The sequence below is a fragment of the Streptomyces sp. NPDC059008 genome, from assembly GCF_042749045.1.
Classification (GTDB): Bacteria; Actinomycetota; Actinomycetes; order Streptomycetales; family Streptomycetaceae; genus Streptomyces.
Map to the genome: position 1 here is coordinate 99526 of NZ_JBHYJC010000009.1, position 20052 is coordinate 119577.

The window sequence follows — 20052 nt, forward strand, 5'->3', positions numbered from 1 at the left end:
CCCCCCCCCCCCCCCCCCGCGCCCCGCCCCCCCAGTGAGGGGGGCGGGAGACCACGGGCGCTCCTTGTGCTGCGTGGGGGACGGACACGCTGACCACTGCCACCTGCGGTAACCAGCGGTATCCCGCTGATGCCGATGCATCGTGGGGCCACCCCCTTGCACTGTCAACGACCTTGCGTCAGGCGGTGGTTGATTCCGCCAAGGTCACCACCGCGCCGGCCGCGCGCACCGCTCCGCCCCGATTGACCGGCGCCGACCTGCGCCTTTGCACCGTGCGCCGTCCCGTATCCGCACGCCGGCGCACCGGTCCGCGCCGCCCCGTCCCATGCCCGCCCGGCATGGTTCGGTGCCGAGCGGGTCTTGCCCCGTCCCCCGGCGGACATCGCCGCGCCATCGCTCCGTCGCCCGCTTCGTCTTACGGGTTCACCCCGACCCGGCTACGGTCCGCGCATGGCCCTCACCCTCCAGCAACTGCGTTATCTGGTCGCGGTCGCGGACTGCCGGTCCATCACCGCCGCGGCCGCCGCCGTCTATGTGGCCCAGCCCGCGCTCTCCCGCGCCGTCCAGGCCCTGGAACGCGATCTGGACGTGGCGTTGGTGACCCGTAAGGGCCGTGGCGTGGAGTTGACGTGCGAGGGGGCCCGGGTGGTGCGCCTGGCCCGTACGGTGCTGGACGCGGTGGACGCGATCGAGGACATCGGCGCGGCGCACGGCGGGGGCGCCCGGGAGAAGCTGTGCGTCGTCGCCACCCCGACCCTGGCGATCGATCTCGCGGCCGAGCTGCTGCCGGCCTTCACCGCGCGCCACCCGGCGGTGGACGTCCAGCTGGTCCAGCGCAGCAGCCGCGAGGCGCTGGTGGAGTGCGTGACCGGTGGCGCGGCGGAACTGGGGCTGGTGGACCTTCCGGTGGACCAGCAGCTGTCCTCGCACCATCTCCAGGAGCGCGAGGTGGTGCTGGTCTCGCCGTCCGGCTCCGGGCTGCCGGACCCGCTTCCGCTGCGGCGGCTGGACGGGCTGCCGATGGTGCTGCCGACCCGGGGCACCGGCAGGCGGACCGAGTTGGAGTCGATGTTCAGCCGGCTGGGTGTGCGTCCGGTGGCGGCGCTGGAGGTGGACGAGCGGCTGGCGTGGGTGGCGAGTGTGCTCGGCGGGCACGGCTCGCTGGTCTGGTACCGCGATATGGCGTCACGCACCTTCGGCTCGCGGGCCGAGGTGCGTTCGTTCCGCCCGGCGCTGCTGCGTCCGGTCGGCATCGTGCACGCCCGCAGCCCGTTGAGCCGGCCGGCCCGCTCCTTCCTCGCGCAGGCCCGGCGCACCGCCCCGGTCCGCGAACCGTCGCGCTGACGGACCGGCCGCCGCAGGCCATACCGGCCCGTTATCGCTCCCCTGCCCAACGGGTGGCGGGGCGGCCTTGGCGTCATGACCGGCCACCGCCACCTTGGACGCATGTCCCCCTCACCCCGCTGCGCGACGGCCCGGCCTGGGCGACCGACGGCGCGTACGCGCCGAGCGGCCGGTCGTATGTGGTGCGCAGCGGCGGTCCGTTCGGTCCGAACACCGGCTATTCGGTGCTGAAGGGCCGTCAGTTGCCTTTCAGCACCTCGGGGTTGGCGCAGTGCAGCAGCGGCTCGCCGCGCAGATGGCGGCCCACCTCCTCGGCGACGATCCGTGCGGCCTTGTGGGCGACCTGCTGGCTGCCGCCGGCGATGTGCGGGGTCAGCACCGCGCCGGGGGCGGTCAGCAGGCGGGAGCCGGCGGGCAGCGGTTCCTCGGGGAAGACGTCGAAGCCGGCGCCGGCCAGCTGTCCGGAGTCCAGGGCGTCGCAGACCGCGTCGTAGTCGAGCAGCGCGCCGCGGGCGCAGTTGACCAGGATCGCACCGCGGGGCATCGCGGCGATCTGCGCGCGGCCGATCATGCCCTTGGTCTCCTCGGTGACCCGGGCGTGCAGCGAGACGATGCGGGAGCGGCCGAGCAGTTCGTCGAGCGGGACCTGCTCGGCGATACCGGCCAGGGCTTCGGGGCGCACGTACGGGTCGTGGACGAGGACGCGGGCGCCCATGGCGGCGAGCACCTTGGCGACCCGGCTGCCGATGGCGCCGAAGCCGATCAGGCCGACGGTGGCGCCGTCGATCTCGATGCCGCAGTTGTCGTAGTCGTAGTAGTCGCCGCGCCACACGCTGCGGCGCAGGTCGGTGTGGGTGTCGCCGACGCCGCGGGCGGCGGCCAGCATCAGGGTCAGGGTGTGCTCGGCGGTGGCGGTGGCGTTCCGGCCGGGGGCGTAGCAGACGGCGACGCCGTGGCGGGTGGCGGCTTCGAGGTTGGCGTTGACCGGGCCGCCGCGGCTGGTGCAGAACAGCTTCAGGTCGGGGCAGTCGGCGAGGATCCGCTCGGTGAGCGGACCGTGCTCGGTGACACAGATCTCGGCTCCCTGGAGGGCCTCGATCATCTCGTCCTCGCTTCCGGAGGCCTCGATGACCTCGGCGACCGGGCCGAAGGGGGTGTGCGGCCAGTCGAACCGGATCTCGCGGACGTCCAGCGGTGTGTCCCCGGCGGCCGCGCGCACGGCCTCGGTGAACAGGCTCGGGCGGATGAAGTGGTTGCCGGCGACGAGGACGGTGGTGCTCATGGGTCTGTTCTCCTGAAGGGCGGTACCGGGCCGGGTGGGCGCGTACGGGCGGTCAGTGGAGCGCGGGGGCCTGGGTGAGGGCCGGCGCGTTGAAGGTCAGCAGCGCGGTCCGCCCCTGGTCGACGCGGATCTCGGTGAGGGCGCCGTTGTCCAGCCGGGGGAAGACCCGGCGGTAGTCGGCGAGCGGGATGCCCAGCAGATGGCAGAGCAGGACCCGTACGAGGGTGGAGTGCGCGACCACCAGGACCCGGCCGTCGGGTTGTTCGCGGGCGAGGTCGGCGAGGCAGTCGGCAGCGCGCTCGGCGGCGTGGCGGGGGTGCTCGCCGTCGGGCAGGTGGTGCTCGACGGGGTCGGTGAGGAAGGCCGCCAGCCGCTCCGGGAAGCGCCGGCTCATCTCGTCCCTGGTCAGGCCCTCGCCCCGGCCGAAGTCGACCTCGTAGAGCCGCTCGTCGACGCGTGGGGTCAGCCCGCAGGCCTCGGCGGCGGGTGCGGCGGTGAGCCGGGCCCGGGAGAGCGGGGAGCTCCAGACGGCGGTGAGCTGTGCGGTGGCGGCCCAGGTGGCGAGGGCGGCGGCCTGTGCGCGGCCGTGGTCGGTCAGGGGCACGTCGGTGCGGCCGGCGTAGCGGTTCTCCGCATGCCAGACGGTCTCGCCGTGGCGTACGAGGATGAAGTCGGTCACTGTGCTGCCCTCCTGCGGGCGTGGTCGGCCACGTCCTGGCCGAGCCAGCCGCGGCGGGTGAGTTCGTCCACGAAGCGGAGGTGGACGGGGGTGTAGCGGGCGGTGCGGGCGGGTCTCGGCGCGATCTCCCGGTCGATGCGGACCATGGCGGCGGCCGCCTGTTCGAGGCCCGCTCCCGAGGAGGTGGCGGCGAGGACGGCCATGCCGAGGGCGCCCTCGGCCTGCTGCGGCAGGCGTACGGGGCGGCCGAGGACATCGGCGCGCAGCTGGCACCAGTAGGCGTTGCGGGCGCCGCCGCCGGTGAGGGTGAGCGGCCCGTCGATGGGCGCGCCGAGGTGGTCGAGGTAGTCGAAGCAGAGCCGTTCGAGGCAGGCGACGCCGAGGAGCCAGGCATGGAACTCGGCGGCCCGGGTGGGCACTTCCCCCAGGACGAAGGGCACGGCGTCGGGGGCGCGGAAGGGGAAGCGTTCGCCGCCGGTGGAGACCAGCGGGTAGCCGACCGCGTCCGGGTCCAGTGCCGCGGCCCGCGCGGTGAGCGCGTCCAGGTCCGCGCCGTGGAAGTACCGGGAGAGGACGCCGGCGCCGCTGCTGGAGGCGCCGCCGGGGAGCCAGGTCCCGCCGGGTCCGCGGTGGCAGTAGACGACGCCCGCCGGATCGCGGACCAGGTGCGGGCTGGTGCCCTTGAGGACCAGGGTGGTGCCGAGCACCGAGTTCCAGGCGCCCGGGGCGAGGGCTCCGGCGCCGATCTGCGCGGCGCAGCCGTCGGTCATCCCGGCGACGACGGTGGTCCCCTCGGGGATGCCGGTGGCCGCGGCGGCCGCGGCGCATACGGTGCCGAGCACGCTTCCGGGGCGCACCACGTCGGGCAGCATCCCTTCGGGGACGCCGAGTTCGGCCATCACCTCGTGCGGCCAGCGCTCCTCGACGAGGTGGTAGCCGGTCTTGAGGGCGTGGCTGGCGTCGCTCGGCACCTGGCGGCCCGTCAGCCGCCAGGTGACCAGGTCGACCTGGTGCAGCAGCCGGGTCCCGGTCCGCAGCCCGGGGGCGCCCCGCAGCAGTGCGACGAGCTTGGGCAGCGCCCAGGACGGCTGCATGCTGCGGTAGCCCAGCTCCTGCCAGACCGCCGCGCCGGCCGCGTTGACGGCCGGGGCCTGCTCGGCGGCGCGCCCGTCGTCGTACATCAGGCCCGGGGTGAGCGGGGTGCCCTGGGCGTCGGCGAGCAGGATCGTCCCGGAGGTGCCGTCGAGGGCCAGCCCGCGGATCCGGTGGGTGTCGAGGCCCGCCAGGGCCTCCCGGCAGGCGGCGGCCAGTGCGCGCCACCACTCCTCGGGGTCCTGCTCGTGGCGGTTGCCCTGGCGCCGGCTGGTCAGCGGGCGGGCGGCGGTGGCCAGGACCTGCCCGGTGCCGTCGACGGCGACGCAGCGTGCGCTCTGGGTGCCCAGGTCGAGGCCGAGCCAGATGCCGTCGAGAGGCTCGGGCGGGCCGCCGGGGTGGTGCGGGTCAGACAAGGGTGCCTCCAGGGGCGGTGCCGGTGGGGTCGACGGGGTGGCCGGTGGCTTCGGCCGGGCGGCCGGGCGCCGCCGGGCCGCCGCGCCAGGTCGCCCGGCCGCGCCAGCCGGCTTCCCGGGCGAGCGCGCGCCAGCCGAGGAAGTCCTCGTACAGCGCGGCGTAGAACTCCGCGCGCTGTGGCTCCGGCTCCCAACTCCGCTGCATCCGGACGTATTTGGCGGCGGCGCTGTGCATGCTGGTCTCGGCGCCGGTGCGGACCAGGCCGGTGAGGAAGGCGCCTTTGGCGCCGAGTTCGGTGTCTGAGGAGCGCGCGGTGGGCACGCCCGTCGCATCGGCGATCAGCGCGCACCAGGCGTCGCTGTTGGCGCCGCCGCCGCACAGCCGCAGCTCGCCGACGTCCGTGCGGGCGGCGGCCAGTGAGTCGCGCAGCACCAGCGAGAGCCCGTCGAAGACGGCGCGGGCCAGGTCGGCGGGCCGGTGCTCCAGGGACAGGCCCCAGAAGGAGCCGCGGGCCCCGGGGTCGAGGAACGGGGCGCGCTCGCCGGCCGGGGAGAGGTAGGGCAGGAACATCAGTCCCCGGGCGCCGGGCTCGGACTCGAAGGCCAGCTGCGCCAGCTCCGGCGGGCCCGGCAGATGCAGCAGCCGCGCCGCCCAGCCGAGCACCTCGGCGCCGTTGAGCGTGGGGAAGGCGCGCAGCACCCGTTCGCGGCCGCGGTAGGCGATGTGGATGCCGGACGGCTCGCCGCTGGTGTCGATCTCCGTGCGGACGATCTCGGTGCACAGAGTGGTGCCGAGGATGCTGCAGGCCTGGCCGGGGTTGACGACGCCGACGCCGCGGGCGGTGGAGGCGATGTCGTAGGGCGCCATCACCACCGGGAGCCCGGCGGGGAGCCCCAGTTCGGCCGCGGCGGTGGTGGTGATCTCGGCGATCCGCTGCGACTCCCCCAGGACGGTGGGCAGCAGCCGTTCGTACGCGCCGAGGCCGAACAGGTCGAGGATGTAGGGGTCGTAGGCGCCGGTGGCGTGGTCGAGGAACGGGGCCGAGGCGTCGGATTCGTCGGTGGCGCGGACGCCGGTGAAGCGCAGGAAGAGCCAGCCGGCGGCGGTCAGCGAGGTGGCGGAGCGGGCCAGCCGGTCCGGGTCGTGGGCGGCGAGCCAGCTGAAGAGGGCGTTGGGCATCCCGGCGCAGGTCAGCGAGCCGTTGCGGCGGAAGGCCGCCTCCAGGACGCCGTCCTGCTGCCAGGCGCTCAGCTGCTCCCCGGCGCGGCCGTCGGACCACAGGATGGCGGGTCCGGTGGGGCGGCCGCGGTCGTCGACGAGCCAGGCGCCGTCGCCCTGGGCGGTGAAGGACACCAGCCAGACCGGGTCGGTCAGGCCGTCCAGCACCGTGCGGACGGTATGGACGACGGCGTCCCAGACGGCGTCCATGTCCTGTTCCGCCCAGCCGGGGTGCGGGCGCAGGACCTCGGTGGCCCGGCGGGCGACGGCGATCTCGGTGCCCTGGTCGTCGAAGACGACGGACTTGATCACCGTGGTGCCCACGTCGATGGTGAGTACGGACATCAGTGGGGTCCTTTCACGCCGGCGCCGAGGCGGCGGTGGGCGCGGTGTCCGCGGCGCCGGCCGTGTCCTTGGCGGCCGGCTCCGGCAGCGTCAGGAAGTGGGCGAGTACGGTGCTCACCGCGTACATCCCGGCGAAGATCCAGACCACTCCTTCGACGCCGAGCGTCCCGACGAACGCCGCGACGACGGCGGGGCCGACGAAGGTGCTGGCTCCCGCGCCCAGGTTGAGCGCGGCCAGTGCCTGCCCCTGGTGCTTGGGCTCCAAAGTGGGCACCAGCGCCGATAGCGGTACATAACCTGCCAGAGTAGCGCCGTAGAACGCGGCGACCAGGAGGGCGAGCGGGAAGTTCGCACCGGCCGCGTGCGGGACGTAGAAGAGCAGCAGGGTGCTGACCGTGCAGCCGGCGCCGCCGAACCAGGCGATGGTGCGGCGCCAGCCGAAGCGGTCGCCGAGCACGCCGAACAGCAGGTTGGCGAAGATGTTGGTGGCGAACATCGCGCTGAGCAGATGCAGCCACTCGGTGAGGGTGAAGCCGACCGTCTTGGTGAAGTGGATCGGCATGATCACGAAGAAGCCGAACTGCGAGGCGGTGTTGATGACCCGGACGAGCGAGCCGACCCCGACCCTGGGGTTGCGCCACAGGACCGTGACGCTGCCGACCAGCGTGGCCACCGGCCCCTCGGCCGCACCGCGCGGGCGCTTGCCGCCGTGATCATCGCGGACCAGCAGCAGGGCGATCAGTCCGCCCGCGGCCACCAGCACCAGCGCGGCCCACAGCGTGGCGTAGGCGCCGATCTGCGGGATCAGCCCGCTGGCGACCAGCGAGCCCAGGGTGGGCAGCCCGCCGGTGAAGGCGAACCAGAACCAGCCCATGGCGGTACCGAGCCGGGCCCGCGGCGCCACCCCGGCGATCCAGACCAGGAAGCCGTAGGCGAACAGCGGATAGCCCAGCCCCCGCAGTCCGTAGCTGACCATCATCAGCGGATAGCTGGTCAGGGGTATCGCGGCGGTCAGGAACAGGACCTGGAAGACGCCCCAGATGCCCAGTCCGGCCCACATCACACGGCGCGGACCCCACAGGTCGGACAGCACTCCGGACAGCCAGGCGGCGATGCCGGCGGCGATCCCGTAGACGGTGAAGAGCAGCGCGACCCGGGATTCGGAGAGGTGCTGGTCGATGAGGTACGGCGAGAGGTAGCCGGACTCGACCCCGTCTCCGATCATGAACAGCAGGAGCCCGAGGTATCCCCAGGCGAGGGTCGGCGGAATGCCCAGGCGGGTGATCAGCGAACGCGGCGGAGAGTTCGTCATCGAATCTCCCTTTCTGCGGCGGCGTGGCAGGGGGCAAGGGGGGTGGACGGAGCGATGGAACAGCCGCGCAGAATCGGGCGTCAATGGCCCGTGGAATCTTCGCATCGGGGCCGCGACCAGCCGTGTTGCGTCGTACCGGAACCGCATGTGGACACCGCTGCCGCCGCGGGTGCAGTGTTAAATCCGTGCGAACATAACGCGGCGCATTCACGCGGAGCCGAGGGGAGAAAAGCGCGATGGACCGGGTCGAGGCCCAGGAGGAGCGGCGCCGTCGTATGCGCGAGACCGTCATCTCCCGCGGGTTCGTGCGCACCGCGGACCTCGCCGAGGAGTTCGACATCAGCCTGATGACCGCGCACCGCGATCTGGACGCCCTTCAGGCGCAGGGCTGGCTGCGCAAGGTGCGCGGCGGGGCGACCGGGCTGCCCTCGGCGCAGTTCCACGGCAGCGTCGCGGAGCGGATGGCCACCATGGCGCAGACCAAGCAGCAGCTGGCGCGGGCCGCCGCGACGCTGCTGGTCTCCGGGCAGACCGTGCTGCTCGACGACAGCACGACCTGTCTGCTGCTGGCCCACCAGGTCGCCGAGCACACCCCGCTGACCGTGATCACCAACTCCCTGCCGGCCATCACCACGCTCGCCAAGGAGCCGGGCATCTCGCTGATCACGCTGGGCGGGGCGTACTTCCCGGCGTACGACGCGTTCATGGGCCCGCACACCGCGGACGCCGTACGGGCGTTTCGCGCCGATGTGCTGTTCATGTCCACCACGGCCGTCACCAACGGCCGCTGCTACCACACCTCTCCGGAGACCGTGCAGGTCAAGCGGGCCATGATGGAGAGCGCGGGGCGCCGCATCCTGGTCGCGGACCACACCAAGTTCACCAAGGGCGGCCTGTACGCGCTCGCCCCGCTGACCGACTTCGAGTTGCTGATCGTCGACGACGGCCTGCCGGCCGAGCAGATCCGCGCCGTACGGGCGGCCGGCACCGAGGTGATGGTGGTGCCGGCCAAGTCGTAGGCCGGGCACGGGTGGACGGCGCATTCCTCGCGGATCGCGGAACCCCCTGTGACGCGCCCCGGCCCGGTGCGCCTTCGCGGGCACACCGGGCCGGGTCACTGCGGGTGACTCCGCTTACAGGCGGCCGAAGTCCCGGACCGCCTGGTAGTACTTCTTGGCGATCTTTCGGCACGCCTTGCGCTCACGCTCGGGCTTGCCCCACTGCTCGTTGCATGTCGCGGTCAATTCCCACAGGAATGCCTTGTCGACGTGCAGCCTGTTCGCCTCGCTGAACGCATGCAGCTTCTTGAAGTTGCGGTAACCGAAGTCATGCCGCATGCACCCCGCCTTGAAATTGAATCCGAGCGGGTAGTCCGCGGCACCGGAGCAGCCGTCGGACTTCCAGTCGAAGCCGTACGGGTTCTTCCCGTTCCGCCAGGCCGCGTAGCCGTTCATATACGCCTGCGCGGAACCATCGCTGCCCTTGGTCAGGGCCCAGACCCGCTTTATCTTCTGGTCCCTGGAGTATCCCCGGGTCTCCAGCTGGCCCGCCTTCGCCCCGGCCGAGACGGCGGGGCCCTGCGTGCGTAACGCCTGCGCGCTGTCGGCCAGTGCCGGAGTGGCGAGCGAGAGTGCCGCGACGCCGCTGAGCGCGGCACCGGCAAGGGACATGCCCAACTTCTTCACGAAAGAATTTCCCCTCTTGGCTACCGGGTGAGAAATCCCGGTGGTCGGTCACGCCTCGGCCGAGGGGACAGGTATCCCCGTGAAGGAACCCCCGTGCTCGTCACCCCCGAATCGAGCGCATGTTCGAAACGCTATCGCAACGCATTGCCCCAGCCAACCCGCTTCGGCACTTCCCCGAAAATTCCGTTAAACGGAACCCATTGATCCGTGGCCATTGCCGGAATGGCGACCATGGGACTCGTCTGTCGAGGTGTCGCGCATTCCTCCGAGCGAACCCGCACAGGGGCCGGGCCACCGGTCGTCGCCTCGGGCCGTCAGACGAAGGCGCTCTGCCCCGTGATCGCCTTGCCCACGATGAGGGTGTTCATCTCGCGGGTGCCCTCGAAGGAGTAGATGGCCTCGGCGTCGGCGAAGAAGCGGGCGACGTCGTAGTCGAGCACGATGCCGTTGCCGCCGAATATCTCCCGGCTCCAGGCCACCACCTCGCGCATCCTGCTGGTGACGAACGCCTTGGCCAGCGAGGAGTGTTCGTCGCGGAAGACGCCGGCGTCCTGGAGGCGGGCCAGCTGGACGAGCATGCCCCAGGAGGCGGTGATGTTTCCCAGGCTCTTGACGAGAAGGTCCTGCACCATCTGGAAGCGGGCGATCGGCCGGCCGAACTGCCGGCGCTCGCGGGCGTAGTCGAGGGCGAGTTCATAGGCGCCGATCATCACGCCGAGGGCCTGCCAGGCGACGCCGCTGCGGGTGGCCCGCAGGATCTCCGCGACGTCGCGGAAGGAGTCGACCCGCTGGAGCCGGTCGGCCTCCGGGACGCGGACGTCGGTGAGGGTGATGTCGGCGTTCTCGACGATGCGGAAGGCGGTCTTGTGCTCGATCTTCGTGGCCGAGAAGCCGGGTGTGCCCTTCTCCACCACGAAGCCCTTGACGTGGTCGTCGGCCTCGTCGCGGGCCCAGACGACGACCAGGTCGGCGAAGGTGCCGTTGCCGATCCACCGCTTGGCGCCGTTGAGGATCCAGTGGTCGCCCTCGCGCCGCGCGGTGGTGCGCATCCCGCCCGCCACGTCGGACCCGCCGAGCGGCTCGGTCATGGCGAAGGCGCCGATCTTGTCCAGGGCGGCCATCGCGGGCAGCCAGCGGCGGCGCTGCTCCTCGTCGCCGCCGCGGTAGACGCTGTACATGGCCAGTCCGTTGTGGACGCCGAAGAAGGTCGCGGACGAGGCGTCGGTGCGGGTGTACTCCATCGTGAGCATCCCGACCAGCAGATGGCTCGCGGCGGGCAGCGGATCACCGTACCCCTCGTACGCGACGCCGGCGAGCCCGAGTCCACGGAACCTGTCGATCAGCTCACGGGGGAACTCGCCCTTCGCCCAGGCGTCGTTGACCAGTGGCTTGACCTCGTTGCGCATGAAGTCGCGGGCCCGGAGCAGCAGTTCGCGCTCGTTGTCGGGCAGCAGGTCCTGGTAGCCGTAGAAGTCGGCGGTGAGCTGGTCGGTCATGACCGGGCCTCCTCGTTCGGTGCGGTGGGGGTGTCGGTGTTCAGGGCGGCGAGGACGGCGAGCTGCCTGTCGTCGCGCTCCTGGGCGAGTTCGCCGTACGGGCGCGAGCCGTAGGCGTCCTCGACGGCCGCGATGAGCCGTTCGGTCTGGGCGGGGCTCTGCTCGGGGCGGCCCAGGGAGTCCCACATCCGCCGCATCGAGGGGCCGATGTGCTCGGCCATGTGCCGGTAGCCGCCGGGGCCGCCGCCCAGGTGGGCGCCGAGGAAGGGGCCCACCGTCGACCAGCGCAGACCGAGCGAGTTCACCATGATCGTGTCGAGCTCGGACGGGGTGACCACGCCCTGCTCCACCAGGTGGATCGCCTCGCGGCTGAGCGCGTTCTGCAGTCGGTTGCCGACGAAGCCGGGGAGTTCCTTGCGCTCCACGACCGGGACCCGGCCGACCGAGCGGTAGAAGGCGACCGCTCGGTTCACGGCGTCCTCGGAGGTGCGCGCGCCGGGCACCACCTCCACCAGCGGCACGAGGTGCGGCGGGTTGAACGGATGGCCGATCAGGATCCGCCCGGCGTCGTCGAGCCCGCCGGTGAAGTCGCTCGACGGGATGGCGGACGAGGAGCTGAGGAGAAGGGCGTGCGAGGGGGCTTCGCGGACCAGGGTGGCGAACAGCTCACGCTTGAAGGCGGCGTCCTCCGGGCCGTTCTCCTGGACGACATCGGCGTGGCGTACCGCGTCGGTGACGCCGTCGGCGAGCCGGACCCGGTCGGCGAGCCCCCGGACGTCGAGGCCCTGCCGGGCCAGCTGCGGGGCGGCCTGTGCCAGCGCGGTGTCCACGGCCTCGGCCAGGTCGGGGCGCGGGTCGCTGACCCGTACCGACAGGCCGTGGGCGGCGAACAGGGCGGTCCAGGAGAGCCCGATGGTCCCGGCTCCGATCACCGCCGCGGTGGGAGGTGTCTTGCTCATGACGGATGCTTCTTTCGGTGCGGTCGTGGTGAGGTGGGCGCGGCCGCCGGAACGTCGATGCGGTCGCGGCGACTTCGCGTGATGCGCTGTCGTTTCGGCGCTTTTCTCGCCCGTACGGAATCAGCGCGCGAGGTAGTCGTGTACGGGCCGGACCGGCGCCAGGGTGAGGTCGGTCAGGATGTGGGCGGCCGAGACGATCTCGCGCACCGGCAGATCGGCCAGCGGAGCGAGGACGTGCTCGAACAGCTGCAGTCGGGCGGGCCCGCTCCAGGCGCCCTTCACCACCACGTCGCTGATCTCGGTGCGGACCAACTGGGCCACCTGCGCGGTGCCGTCGAACCCCGGCACCAGCTTGAGCATGAAGGTCGGCACGGTGATCTGCGCGGCGGCCTCTTCGGGGTCCAGTTCGTGGTGCTTGTAGCCCATCGTCGCGGTCGCCACCCGGACGGTGCCGTAGTCCAGGACGCCGACGAGCGCGCCGTGGTCCACATACAGGGCGGGCGATCCGGTGACCTTCGGGTAGGCGCTGGCCTCCCGTCCGGACGCGGTGGCCGGGAAGTTGTCCAGGTACATGGCGTGCAGATACTCGCCGCGCTCGCCTTCGTAGCGGACCGGGATCGCCTGGCCGGCCTCGGTGTACGGCCCGTACCCGGTGACGTCGCCCATCCGCATCACCTCGAAGCGGACCAGCGGCTCGTCGATCTCCAGCGGCTCGGGCACCACCGCGCGCAGTGCGTCGCGATCGGTGCGGTAGACGATGTTGAGGTACTCGCGATCGGTGAAGCGGGGGACGACGGGCGGATACGCCGGGTTCATCAGGGGCGTGGCGAGGTGGTGGGCGATGTCGTGCTGCTGCATGGCGGAGGGCCTCTTCTCCTGCTTGTCCGTATGTGCGTGCCTACTTGCCCTGCCACACGGGGGCGCGGCGTTCGGCGAAGGCGGCCATGCCTTCCCGGACGTCGGCCGACGCGGCGAGCGCGGCCATCTCCCGGCGCTGGGCGGCGAAGGCGGCCGGTTCGGGGGTGCCGTCGGCGGTGCGGACGATCCGCTTCACGGCGGCGAGCGCGAGCGGGGCGTTGTCCGCGAGCCGTGCGGCCAGTTCCAGTGCCACCGCCGCGGCCTGCCCGGCCGGTACGACCCGGTTGGCGATGCCGAGCCGGCCGGCCCGCTCACCGGAGATCGGCTCACCGGTCAGCAGCAGCTCCATGGCCAGGTGGTACGGAATACGCCGGGGCAGCCGGACGGCTCCGCCGCCGGCCGCGAGGAGCCCCCGCTTGACCTCCGGCAGGCCGAACCGGGCGTCGTCCGCGGCCACGATCAGGTCGCAGGCCAGGGCCAGTTCGAAGCCGCCGCCCATGGCCCAGCCCTCGACGGCGGCGATCAGCGGCTTCCTCGTCGCGGCCTCGGTCAGCCCGCCGAAGCCGCGGCCCGGGATCTCGGGCGACTCGCCCGCCAGCGCGGCCTTGAGGTCCATACCGGCGCTGAAGGTGCCCTGCGCGCCGGTGAGCACCCCGGTCCGCAGAGTCGGGTCACCCTCCAACCCGTCGATGGCATCGGCGAGTTGGGCGGCGACCGCGGCGTTCACCGCGTTCCGGGCACGCGGCCGGTCGAGCGTGATGAGCAGAGCGGTGCCGATCCGCTCGGTGCGTACGACGGGGGTGGCGCCGGCTGAGGTGGCGTCGGGAGTGCTGGGCATGGCCCGGGTCCTTTGCGATCGGGGGCGCGGTACGGCACGGGTGGGTGAAGGCCGAAATCCGCGCGGAGTGAGGGGTGTGGGGGCGGGGACCGTCAGTGGCGCCGGGGCGCGGTCGCCAGCTCGTCGAGGACCTCGTCGGTGTGCTGGCCGGGCAGCGGGGCGAGCCGTCGGACCGAGCCCGGGGTGGCGGAGAAGCGCACGGGGATGCCGACGGACCGGATGGGGCCCTCGCTGGGGTGCTCGACCAGGTCGAGGAGGTGGCCGTCCCGTACGTACGGGTCGTCGGCGGCGCGGTCCAGTTCGAGCACCGGCGCCATGGGGATGCTGTGCTTGGCGCAGACCTCCTCCCACTCCTGGGTGGTCAGGGTCGGCGCGCACTGGGCCACCAGCTCCATGAGCGGGTCGACGTCGGCGTCGTCGATGGCGGGGCCGGCCACCCGCGGGTCCTCGGCGAGATCGCCGCGGCCGGCGGCCGCGAAGAAGTCGCGGAAGTTCTGGGCGTGGTAGGGCACGATGCAGGCCAGCCCGTCGGCGGTGGGCACGGCCCGGTGGCCGCGCTTCATCGACAGCGGGAACCCGGTGGAGCCGACCGGCGGCTCGTAGACGTGGCCCGCCAGGTGCTCGACGAGGTTGAAGGCGATCAGCGTGTCCGTCATGGGGACCTCGATGTGCTGGCCCCGGCCCGTACGGTCGCGGTGCACCAGCGCGGCGAGCACCGAGTAGACGATGGTCAGCGCGGCGACCTTGTCACCGATGATCGTCGGCAGGTAGACCGGCCGGCCGAGCGCCCGCTGGGCCACGTCCACCAGCCCGGAGGAGGCCTGCACGGTTTCGTCGTACGCGGCGTGGCCCGCACGGTCGGAGTCGCTGCGGAAGCCCTGGGCGTGGGCGTAGACCAGGCCGGGGCTGCGCTCGGCGAGGTCCGCGTAGGTCAGGCCGAGCCGGGCCAGGGCGCCGGGCCGCATATTGGTGATCAGTACGTCGGCGGTGCCGATGAGCGCGAGGGCGCGCTCGCGGTCGGCGTCGTCCTTGAGGTTCAGCGAGACGCTGCGCTTGTTGCGGTTGACGTTGAGGTTGAGGGGCGTCATCCCGGGGGTGGTGCGGTACCGGCCCGCCCTTACGGTGTCGGACGGCGACTCGATCTTGATGACGTCGGCGCCGAGATCCCCCATGATCTGGGCGGCGTAGGGCCCCATCACCACCGTGGACAGATCGATCACCCGTACGCCGTCCAGCGGGCCGGCGGCACTCTCGTTCGTGGCGTCCATGGTCACTCCTACGGAAGGCGACTGAAGTAGATGTACTGCGAATGTTTCCGCCTTCGACATTAGGCGCGGAGTCGCCGAATGAGAACGATCAAGAAGCGAAGAAGGGTATGACCACAGCGGTCACACCACAGCGGTCATGCCCCGCCGAAAGGAGCGCGAGAAAGGCGCGAGAAATACGAAAGGAATTCTGCGGAATTCAGAAAAATGCAGCGGACAGCGGTGGGATATCAGGCGGAAAGCCGTTCGGCGAAGATGCCACGCGCCTCGGTGACCAGCTCTTCCAGGTCACCGCCGGGCTCCGCCCGGTCCTTGCGGAAGAGCAGCCCGGTGGTCAGTTCGGCCGGGAAGTCCACCACCGGCAGCACGGTGACATTGTCCAGCCGGTAGAGGTGCATCGGGCTTTCCGCGGAGAGCATCGTCAGGGAGAAGGCGATACCGCCGGAGACCAGTTCCGAGGTGCCCGAATAATCCGAGCTGTTGATGCGGATCCGCTTCCGCACGCCCGCGGAATTCAGCCGGGCGTCGATCTCGTCGAAGTACGCGGGCATCGCCTCGGGCGCGGTCGCCACATACGGCAGCTCCCGCAGATCGTCCAGGGTGACCGACTCCCGGCCCGCGAACCGGTCGGCGGGGACCGCCGCGCCCAGCCGTTCCCGCATGACCTCGATGATGCCGAGCGCGGGATCGGAGACCGGCAGCCGGACCAGTGCCAGCGCCAGCCGGCCGTCATGGACCGCTTCGGCGAGCCCGTTGGACCGGCCGGGCCAGCGCTTGAGCTCGTACGTCGTACGGCATGCCGCCTCCAGCTCCCGCACCCGGGCCCGCAGCGCGGGGTGGATTCCCGAAGGCATCCCGATGAGCAGGGTGGCCCGCTGCGGACGGACGGCCTCCCGCAACCGCCACGGAATGGAGTTGACGCGTTCCAGCACATCGCGGGCCAGCGGCAGCAGCGCGGCACCGGCCGGCGTCAACGCGACGTGGTGGGTGCTGCGCTCGAAGAGCGGCTGTCCCAGCTCGCGCTCCAGGTCCTTGACGCGCTGGCTGAGCGGAGAGGCCGCCATGTGCAACTTGCGTGCCGCCTGGGAGAAATTCAGCTCTTCGGCAACCGCCACGAAGTAGCGCAGGTGCAGCATGTCCACACGGCCACACTACCCGTCAGTCCCGGGCGAGGCCGAGCGGTGCCAGGTCCTGCGCCAGCTCGCGGAAGACCGCCCGCGGGTCCTGGAGCAGCGTGCGCTCGGTGAGGTCCAGCAGTCCGCCCACGGCGCTCAGCTCGGCGGCCACCGTCCCGTCCGTCTTGCGGACGGTCTGCTCCACCCGGAACGTCCGGCCCTCACCCCAGACGAACGCGCAGCTCACCTCGACCTCGTCGCCGGCACGCAGCTCCCGCCGATAGCGGATGGTGGTCTCGATGGTCACCGGGCCGACGCGCCGGTCCACCAGGTCGCTCTGCCGGATGCCGCTCGCCTGCAGCAGCGACCAGCGGGCGTGCTCGGCGTACTGCAGATAGACGCTCTGGTTGAGATGGCCCTGAGAGTCCGTCTCATAGCCACGGACGGTGACGGGGACGACGAAGGCCGCGAACGGCTCCGCCGGGTCCGCCCCGGCCATGCGCTGCTCCGCTCCGGCGACCGTGTCCCCGCCGGTTGTGCTCTGTGCCGCCTCTACCGCTTCCGCCACGATCTCTCCCCGTTCCCCGTGAGGCCCATGGGCCACTTGCCTCACATCGTAGGCGCCGTCGGTGCGCGGCTCAGCTCCGCCCAGCCGATGGTGCGGTCGCACCAGCGCTCCAGGAGCGTACGGTCATGGCCGACCGCGAGCAGACCGGCGCCGCTCTCCCTGCGGTAGGCCTCGACGACGGCCACCAGGGCGGCAGTTGTCGAGGCGTCCAGCATCGCGGTCATCTCGTCGCAGATCAGCCAGCGGGGCCGCAGCACCAGCGCACGGGCCAGGCAGGCGCGCTGCAGCTGCCCGTCGCTGACCTGGTGCGGACGGCGCGCGAGCAGCTCCTGGCTCAGGCCCACGGTGGGTGCCAGCTCGGCGATCCGGTCCGGGACGCGGGCGCGCCGCCCGGTGGCCCGCAGCGGTTCGGCGATCAGGTCGGCCAGGGTCAGGCGCGGGTCGGCGGAGAGCCGGGGCTGTTGGAAGAGCACGCCGTAGGCGGTGCGCTGGGCGCGGGGTGCGCGATGGCGCCAGCCCGCGGCGGGCACGCCGTCCAGGACGACGGTGCCGGAGTCGGGCCGGTGCAGCAGTGCGGCGACCCGTGCGAGCGTGGACTTGCCGCAGCCGCTGGGGCCGAGGAGTCCCACCGCCTCACCGGGGGCGACGGCCAGCGAGACGCCGCGTACGACGGGTGCCCGGCGGTCGTATCCGGCGGTGATGTCACGCAGTTCGAGCATCGCCCGCCTCCCTCTGTGCGGCCACCGGGTGGTGGCAGGCGACGCCGTCGCGCGGTGCGGGCACCGTCTCGCAGGCCGCGGTGGCCCGCCCGCAGCGCGCGGCGAAGGCACAGCCCGGCGGGAGATCGCCCAGCTCCGGCGGCATGCCGGGGAGGGGCTGGAAGGCCCGGCCGGGGAGCGCGTCGAGCAGTCCACGGGCGTAGGGGTGCCGGGGGCCCGGCCGGCCGAAGAACCCCTGTGCGTCGGCGAGTTCGACGATCCGGCCGGCGTACATCACGGCGACCCGGTCGGCGATCCGCTCGGCCGCCGCCAGATCGTGAGTGATCATCAGCAGCGCGCGGCCCGCGCGGGCCTGTGTGCGCAGCTCGTCGACGGTGCGGTCCACCAGGTCCCGGTCCAGCCCGGTCGTCGGCTCGTCGGCGAGCAGCAGCGGTGCGTCGCCGACCAGCGCGAGCGCGGTGGCCGCGCGCTGCGCCAGTCCGCCGGAGAGCTGGTGCGGGAAGCGGTCGAGGTGGTCGAGGGGGAAGGCGGCGCGCGTGGCGGCCCGCTCCGCCGCCGCCCTCAGGTCGCCCCTGGTCGTTCCGGTCAACTCCCGTACGGTCTCCTCCAGTTGGGAGCGCACACTCCGTACGGGCGTCAGATGCGCGGCCGGGCTCTGCGGTACGAGCCCGATCCGCCGCCCGCGGATCGCACCGGCGAGTTCCCGCTCGGAAGCGGTCAGCAGCTCGGTGCCGTCCAGCCGCGCCGAACCGGCCGTCCGCGCGTTGCCGGGCAGCAGCCCGAGCAGCGCCGAGGCCAGCACGGACTTGCCGCAGCCGCTCTCGCCGACCAGTGCCAGGCACTCCCCCGCGGCGAGGTCGAAGGCGGCATCGGTGACGGCGTCGACGTGGCGGCCGCCGGGCATCCGGAAGCGTACGGACAGTCCCCGTACGGACAGCACGGGGCGTTCGGCTCGCGAGGGCGCGCTCACAGCATCAGCTCCGATCGGCGCCGGGGGTTGATCCGCTCCCGCCAGACGCCGGCCAGACCGGCGATGGCGAGGGTGGGGACGATGATGAACAGGCCGGGGAAGAGGGTCGGCCACCAGTCCCCGGCCAGCAGGGAGCCGCGGGCGGTGTCGACCATGCTGCCCAGGCTCGCTTCGTGGGCGGGCAGCCCCAGGCCCAGGAACGACAGCGCGGACTCGTGCCAGATGGCGTGCGGGATCATCAGCACGGCGGCGAGCCCGGCCTGCGGCAGCACGCCGGGCAGCAGATGACGCACCGCCACCCGGGCGCGCGAGGCACCGCCGACGAGGGCGGCGTCGACGTACGGGCGGGAGCGCAGCGAGAGCACCTCGGCGCGCACGATCCGCGCGGTCGACAGCCAGTGCGTCAGGGCGACGGAGACGACCACCGGCCATATGCCCGGCCGGAACATCGCCACGATGAAGACGCCGAGCAGCAGGTGCGGCACGGAGGAGAACAGGTCCACCACACGCATCACGGCGCGGTCGGTCCAGTCGCCGAGCGCCCCGGCCAGCGCGCCGACCGCGGTGCCGACGACGGTGGCGGCCACCGCCGCGACCACGCCGACCAGCAGCGAGACGCGCAGGCCGTACACACAGCGCAGCAGCAGGTCGCGGCCAACCTCGTCGGTGCCGAAGAGGTGTGCCCAGGACGGCGCCCGCAGTTTGGCGGACAGCTCGACGGCCTGCTCGTCCAGGGGGACGAGCAGCGGCACGAGCAGCACCGCCAGGACGATCAGCGCGGCCAGGGCGGCACAGGCCCACACCCGCAGGGTGCGCGCGGCGCGGGCGCCGGAGCGCCGGGTGCGCGCGGTGTGCCAGGCGGTGCCGTCCGCGGCGGGCGCCTTGGTGGTCTCAGCCATCGAAGCCCACCCTCGGGTCGGCGAGCCCGTACAGCAGGTCGGACAGCAGGTTGCCGAGGAGCACCGCGACGGTGGCCAGCACCGTGAGGGCCGCCAGCAGCGGGAAGTCGACGCCGGTGGCGGCGTCCACGGTGGCGGAGGCGATGCCCGGCCAGCTGAAGACGGACTCCACCAGCAGGGCGCCGGTGATCAGTTCGGGCACCCGGGAGCCGATCAGGGTCAGCACCGGGAGCAGCCCGGAGCGCAGGGCGTGGTGCAGCAGTACGGTGCGCTCGCTCAGCCCGCGCGCCCGCGCACCGCGCACCGGGTCCTCCTCCAGGGCGTCGCCGACCCCTTGGCGTACGTAGAGCACGAACCAGGGGAGCTGGGAGACGGCGAGGACGAGGGCGGGCAGCACGACATGGCTCGCGATCTGTCCGGCGGTGGCGACCCGGCTGCCGGTGTCGGTCAGGCCGCCGGCGGGCAGCACGCCGAGCTTGAGCGCGAAGAGCCAGACGGCCAGCAGGCCGAGCCAGAACGGCGGGGCCGCCTCCAGCGCGTAGGCGACCGAGGTGACGGCCCGGTCCAGCAGCGAGCCGCGGCGCCGGGCCGCGAGCACGCCCAGCACCGTGCCCAGCACGACGGCGAGGGCGAAGGCCAGTGCGCACAGCAGCACCGACCAGCCGATGCGCTCGCCGATGACCTGGGAGACCGGGGCGCGCAGCGTCGCGGAGTCGCCGAGGTCGCCGGTGAGCGCGCCGGTCAGCCAGTGCCACCAGCGGGCGGGCAGCGGCTGGTCGACGCCGAGGTTGTGCCGGATCTGGTCGAGGTTCTCCTGCGAGGCGGTCAGTCCTGCCGTGCCCGCGTAGGCCTTGACGGGGTCGAACGGCGAGGCCGCCGCGATGGCGAACACGCCGAAGGTGACGGCGAGGAGGACGGGGACGGCGAACAGTGCGCGCCGTCCCGTCATCCGCGCCATCGGCCCCCAGGGAAGGGACTTCGCCCTGGCTGC

At 72.6% G+C, this 20052-nt stretch carries 19 protein-coding genes; 2 read left to right on the forward strand and 17 right to left on the reverse strand.

Annotation, left to right across the window (positions count from 1 at the left end; genetic code table 11):
* Window positions 1-450: 450 nt before the first annotated feature.
* Window positions 451-1344: a LysR substrate-binding domain-containing protein gene (locus ACFWZH_RS14225; RefSeq protein ID WP_384429352.1), complete on the forward strand. Its 894-nt coding sequence runs from the start codon at window positions 451-453 to the stop codon at window positions 1342-1344.
* Between the two features lie 238 nt (window positions 1345-1582).
* Here the strand turns inward: ACFWZH_RS14225 and ACFWZH_RS14230 are convergent, their stop codons facing one another.
* From ACFWZH_RS14230 to ACFWZH_RS14250, 5 genes are read right to left on the reverse strand one after another with little or no spacing between them, the layout of a single operon-like run.
* Entirely contained in the window at window positions 1583-2626 is a 1044-nt protein-coding gene (locus ACFWZH_RS14230; protein WP_384429354.1) for a 2-hydroxyacid dehydrogenase, read from the reverse strand.
* Window positions 2627-2678: 52 nt separating this feature from the next.
* Window positions 2679-3305 (reverse strand): histidine phosphatase family protein, encoded by a 627-nt coding sequence (locus ACFWZH_RS14235; RefSeq protein WP_384429356.1) that lies wholly within the window; start codon window positions 3303-3305, stop codon window positions 2679-2681.
* Window positions 3302-4813 (reverse strand): FGGY-family carbohydrate kinase, encoded by a 1512-nt coding sequence (locus ACFWZH_RS14240; RefSeq protein WP_384429359.1) that lies wholly within the window; start codon window positions 4811-4813, stop codon window positions 3302-3304. Before ACFWZH_RS14240 ends, ACFWZH_RS14235 begins: the two co-directional genes overlap by 4 nt.
* Complete coding sequence (locus tag ACFWZH_RS14245) at window positions 4806-6377, reverse strand: FGGY family carbohydrate kinase (RefSeq protein ID WP_384429362.1); 1572 nt, start codon at window positions 6375-6377, stop codon at window positions 4806-4808. The genes ACFWZH_RS14240 and ACFWZH_RS14245 overlap by 8 nt, the downstream gene beginning before the upstream one ends.
* Before the next feature lie 13 nt (window positions 6378-6390).
* A complete protein-coding gene (locus tag ACFWZH_RS14250; protein WP_384429365.1) occupies window positions 6391-7689 on the reverse strand; it encodes an MFS transporter in 1299 nt (432 codons plus the stop codon).
* Window positions 7690-7925: 236 nt separating this feature from the next.
* Here ACFWZH_RS14250 and ACFWZH_RS14255 point away from each other — a divergent pair, with 236 nt between their 5' ends.
* Window positions 7926-8708, forward strand: coding sequence for a DeoR/GlpR family DNA-binding transcription regulator (locus ACFWZH_RS14255; RefSeq protein WP_384429368.1), 783 nt, complete (start codon window positions 7926-7928; stop codon window positions 8706-8708).
* A gap of 114 nt (window positions 8709-8822) precedes the next feature.
* On the opposite strand, the gene ACFWZH_RS14260 is transcribed toward ACFWZH_RS14255, so the two are convergent.
* From ACFWZH_RS14260 to ACFWZH_RS14315, 12 genes are all read right to left on the reverse strand, one after another.
* Window positions 8823-9359, reverse strand: coding sequence for a phospholipase (locus tag ACFWZH_RS14260; protein ID WP_384429371.1), 537 nt, complete (start codon window positions 9357-9359; stop codon window positions 8823-8825).
* 329 nt (window positions 9360-9688) lie between these two features.
* Window positions 9689-10870: an acyl-CoA dehydrogenase family protein gene (locus tag ACFWZH_RS14265; protein WP_384429374.1), complete on the reverse strand. Its 1182-nt coding sequence runs from the start codon at window positions 10868-10870 to the stop codon at window positions 9689-9691.
* On the reverse strand, window positions 10867-11829 hold the full coding sequence (locus ACFWZH_RS14270) for a 3-hydroxyacyl-CoA dehydrogenase NAD-binding domain-containing protein (protein ID WP_384429377.1): 963 nt from the start codon (window positions 11827-11829) through the stop codon (window positions 10867-10869). The genes ACFWZH_RS14265 and ACFWZH_RS14270 overlap by 4 nt, the downstream gene beginning before the upstream one ends.
* 120 nt (window positions 11830-11949) lie before the next feature.
* Complete coding sequence (locus tag ACFWZH_RS14275; RefSeq protein ID WP_384429380.1) at window positions 11950-12687, reverse strand: acetoacetate decarboxylase; 738 nt, start codon at window positions 12685-12687, stop codon at window positions 11950-11952.
* Window positions 12688-12727: 40 nt separating this feature from the next.
* Window positions 12728-13525: a crotonase/enoyl-CoA hydratase family protein gene (locus tag ACFWZH_RS14280; RefSeq protein WP_384429383.1), complete on the reverse strand. Its 798-nt coding sequence runs from the start codon at window positions 13523-13525 to the stop codon at window positions 12728-12730.
* A 92-nt stretch (window positions 13526-13617) separates the two neighbouring features.
* A complete protein-coding gene (locus ACFWZH_RS14285; protein WP_384429386.1) occupies window positions 13618-14793 on the reverse strand; it encodes a CaiB/BaiF CoA transferase family protein in 1176 nt (391 codons plus the stop codon).
* Between the two features lie 227 nt (window positions 14794-15020).
* Entirely contained in the window at window positions 15021-15926 is a 906-nt protein-coding gene (locus ACFWZH_RS14290; protein ID WP_384429686.1) for a LysR family transcriptional regulator, read from the reverse strand.
* Window positions 15927-15948: 22 nt separating this feature from the next.
* A complete protein-coding gene (locus ACFWZH_RS14295; RefSeq protein ID WP_384429689.1) occupies window positions 15949-16404 on the reverse strand; it encodes an acyl-CoA thioesterase in 456 nt (151 codons plus the stop codon).
* Between the two features lie 110 nt (window positions 16405-16514).
* The gene (locus ACFWZH_RS14300) at window positions 16515-17192 is read right to left on the reverse strand and encodes an ABC transporter ATP-binding protein (protein WP_384429389.1); all 678 of its coding nucleotides are present in this window, start codon (window positions 17190-17192) and stop codon (window positions 16515-16517) included.
* Window positions 17176-18096: an ABC transporter ATP-binding protein gene (locus tag ACFWZH_RS14305; RefSeq protein ID WP_384429692.1), complete on the reverse strand. Its 921-nt coding sequence runs from the start codon at window positions 18094-18096 to the stop codon at window positions 17176-17178. Before ACFWZH_RS14305 ends, ACFWZH_RS14300 begins: the two co-directional genes overlap by 17 nt.
* Before the next feature lie 62 nt (window positions 18097-18158).
* Window positions 18159-19061, reverse strand: a complete 903-nt coding sequence (locus tag ACFWZH_RS14310; protein WP_384429392.1) for an ABC transporter permease — start codon at window positions 19059-19061, stop codon at window positions 18159-18161.
* Window positions 19054-20010, reverse strand: coding sequence for an ABC transporter permease (locus tag ACFWZH_RS14315; RefSeq protein WP_384429395.1), 957 nt, complete (start codon window positions 20008-20010; stop codon window positions 19054-19056). Before ACFWZH_RS14315 ends, ACFWZH_RS14310 begins: the two co-directional genes overlap by 8 nt.
* Window positions 20011-20052: the final 42 nt, after the last annotated feature.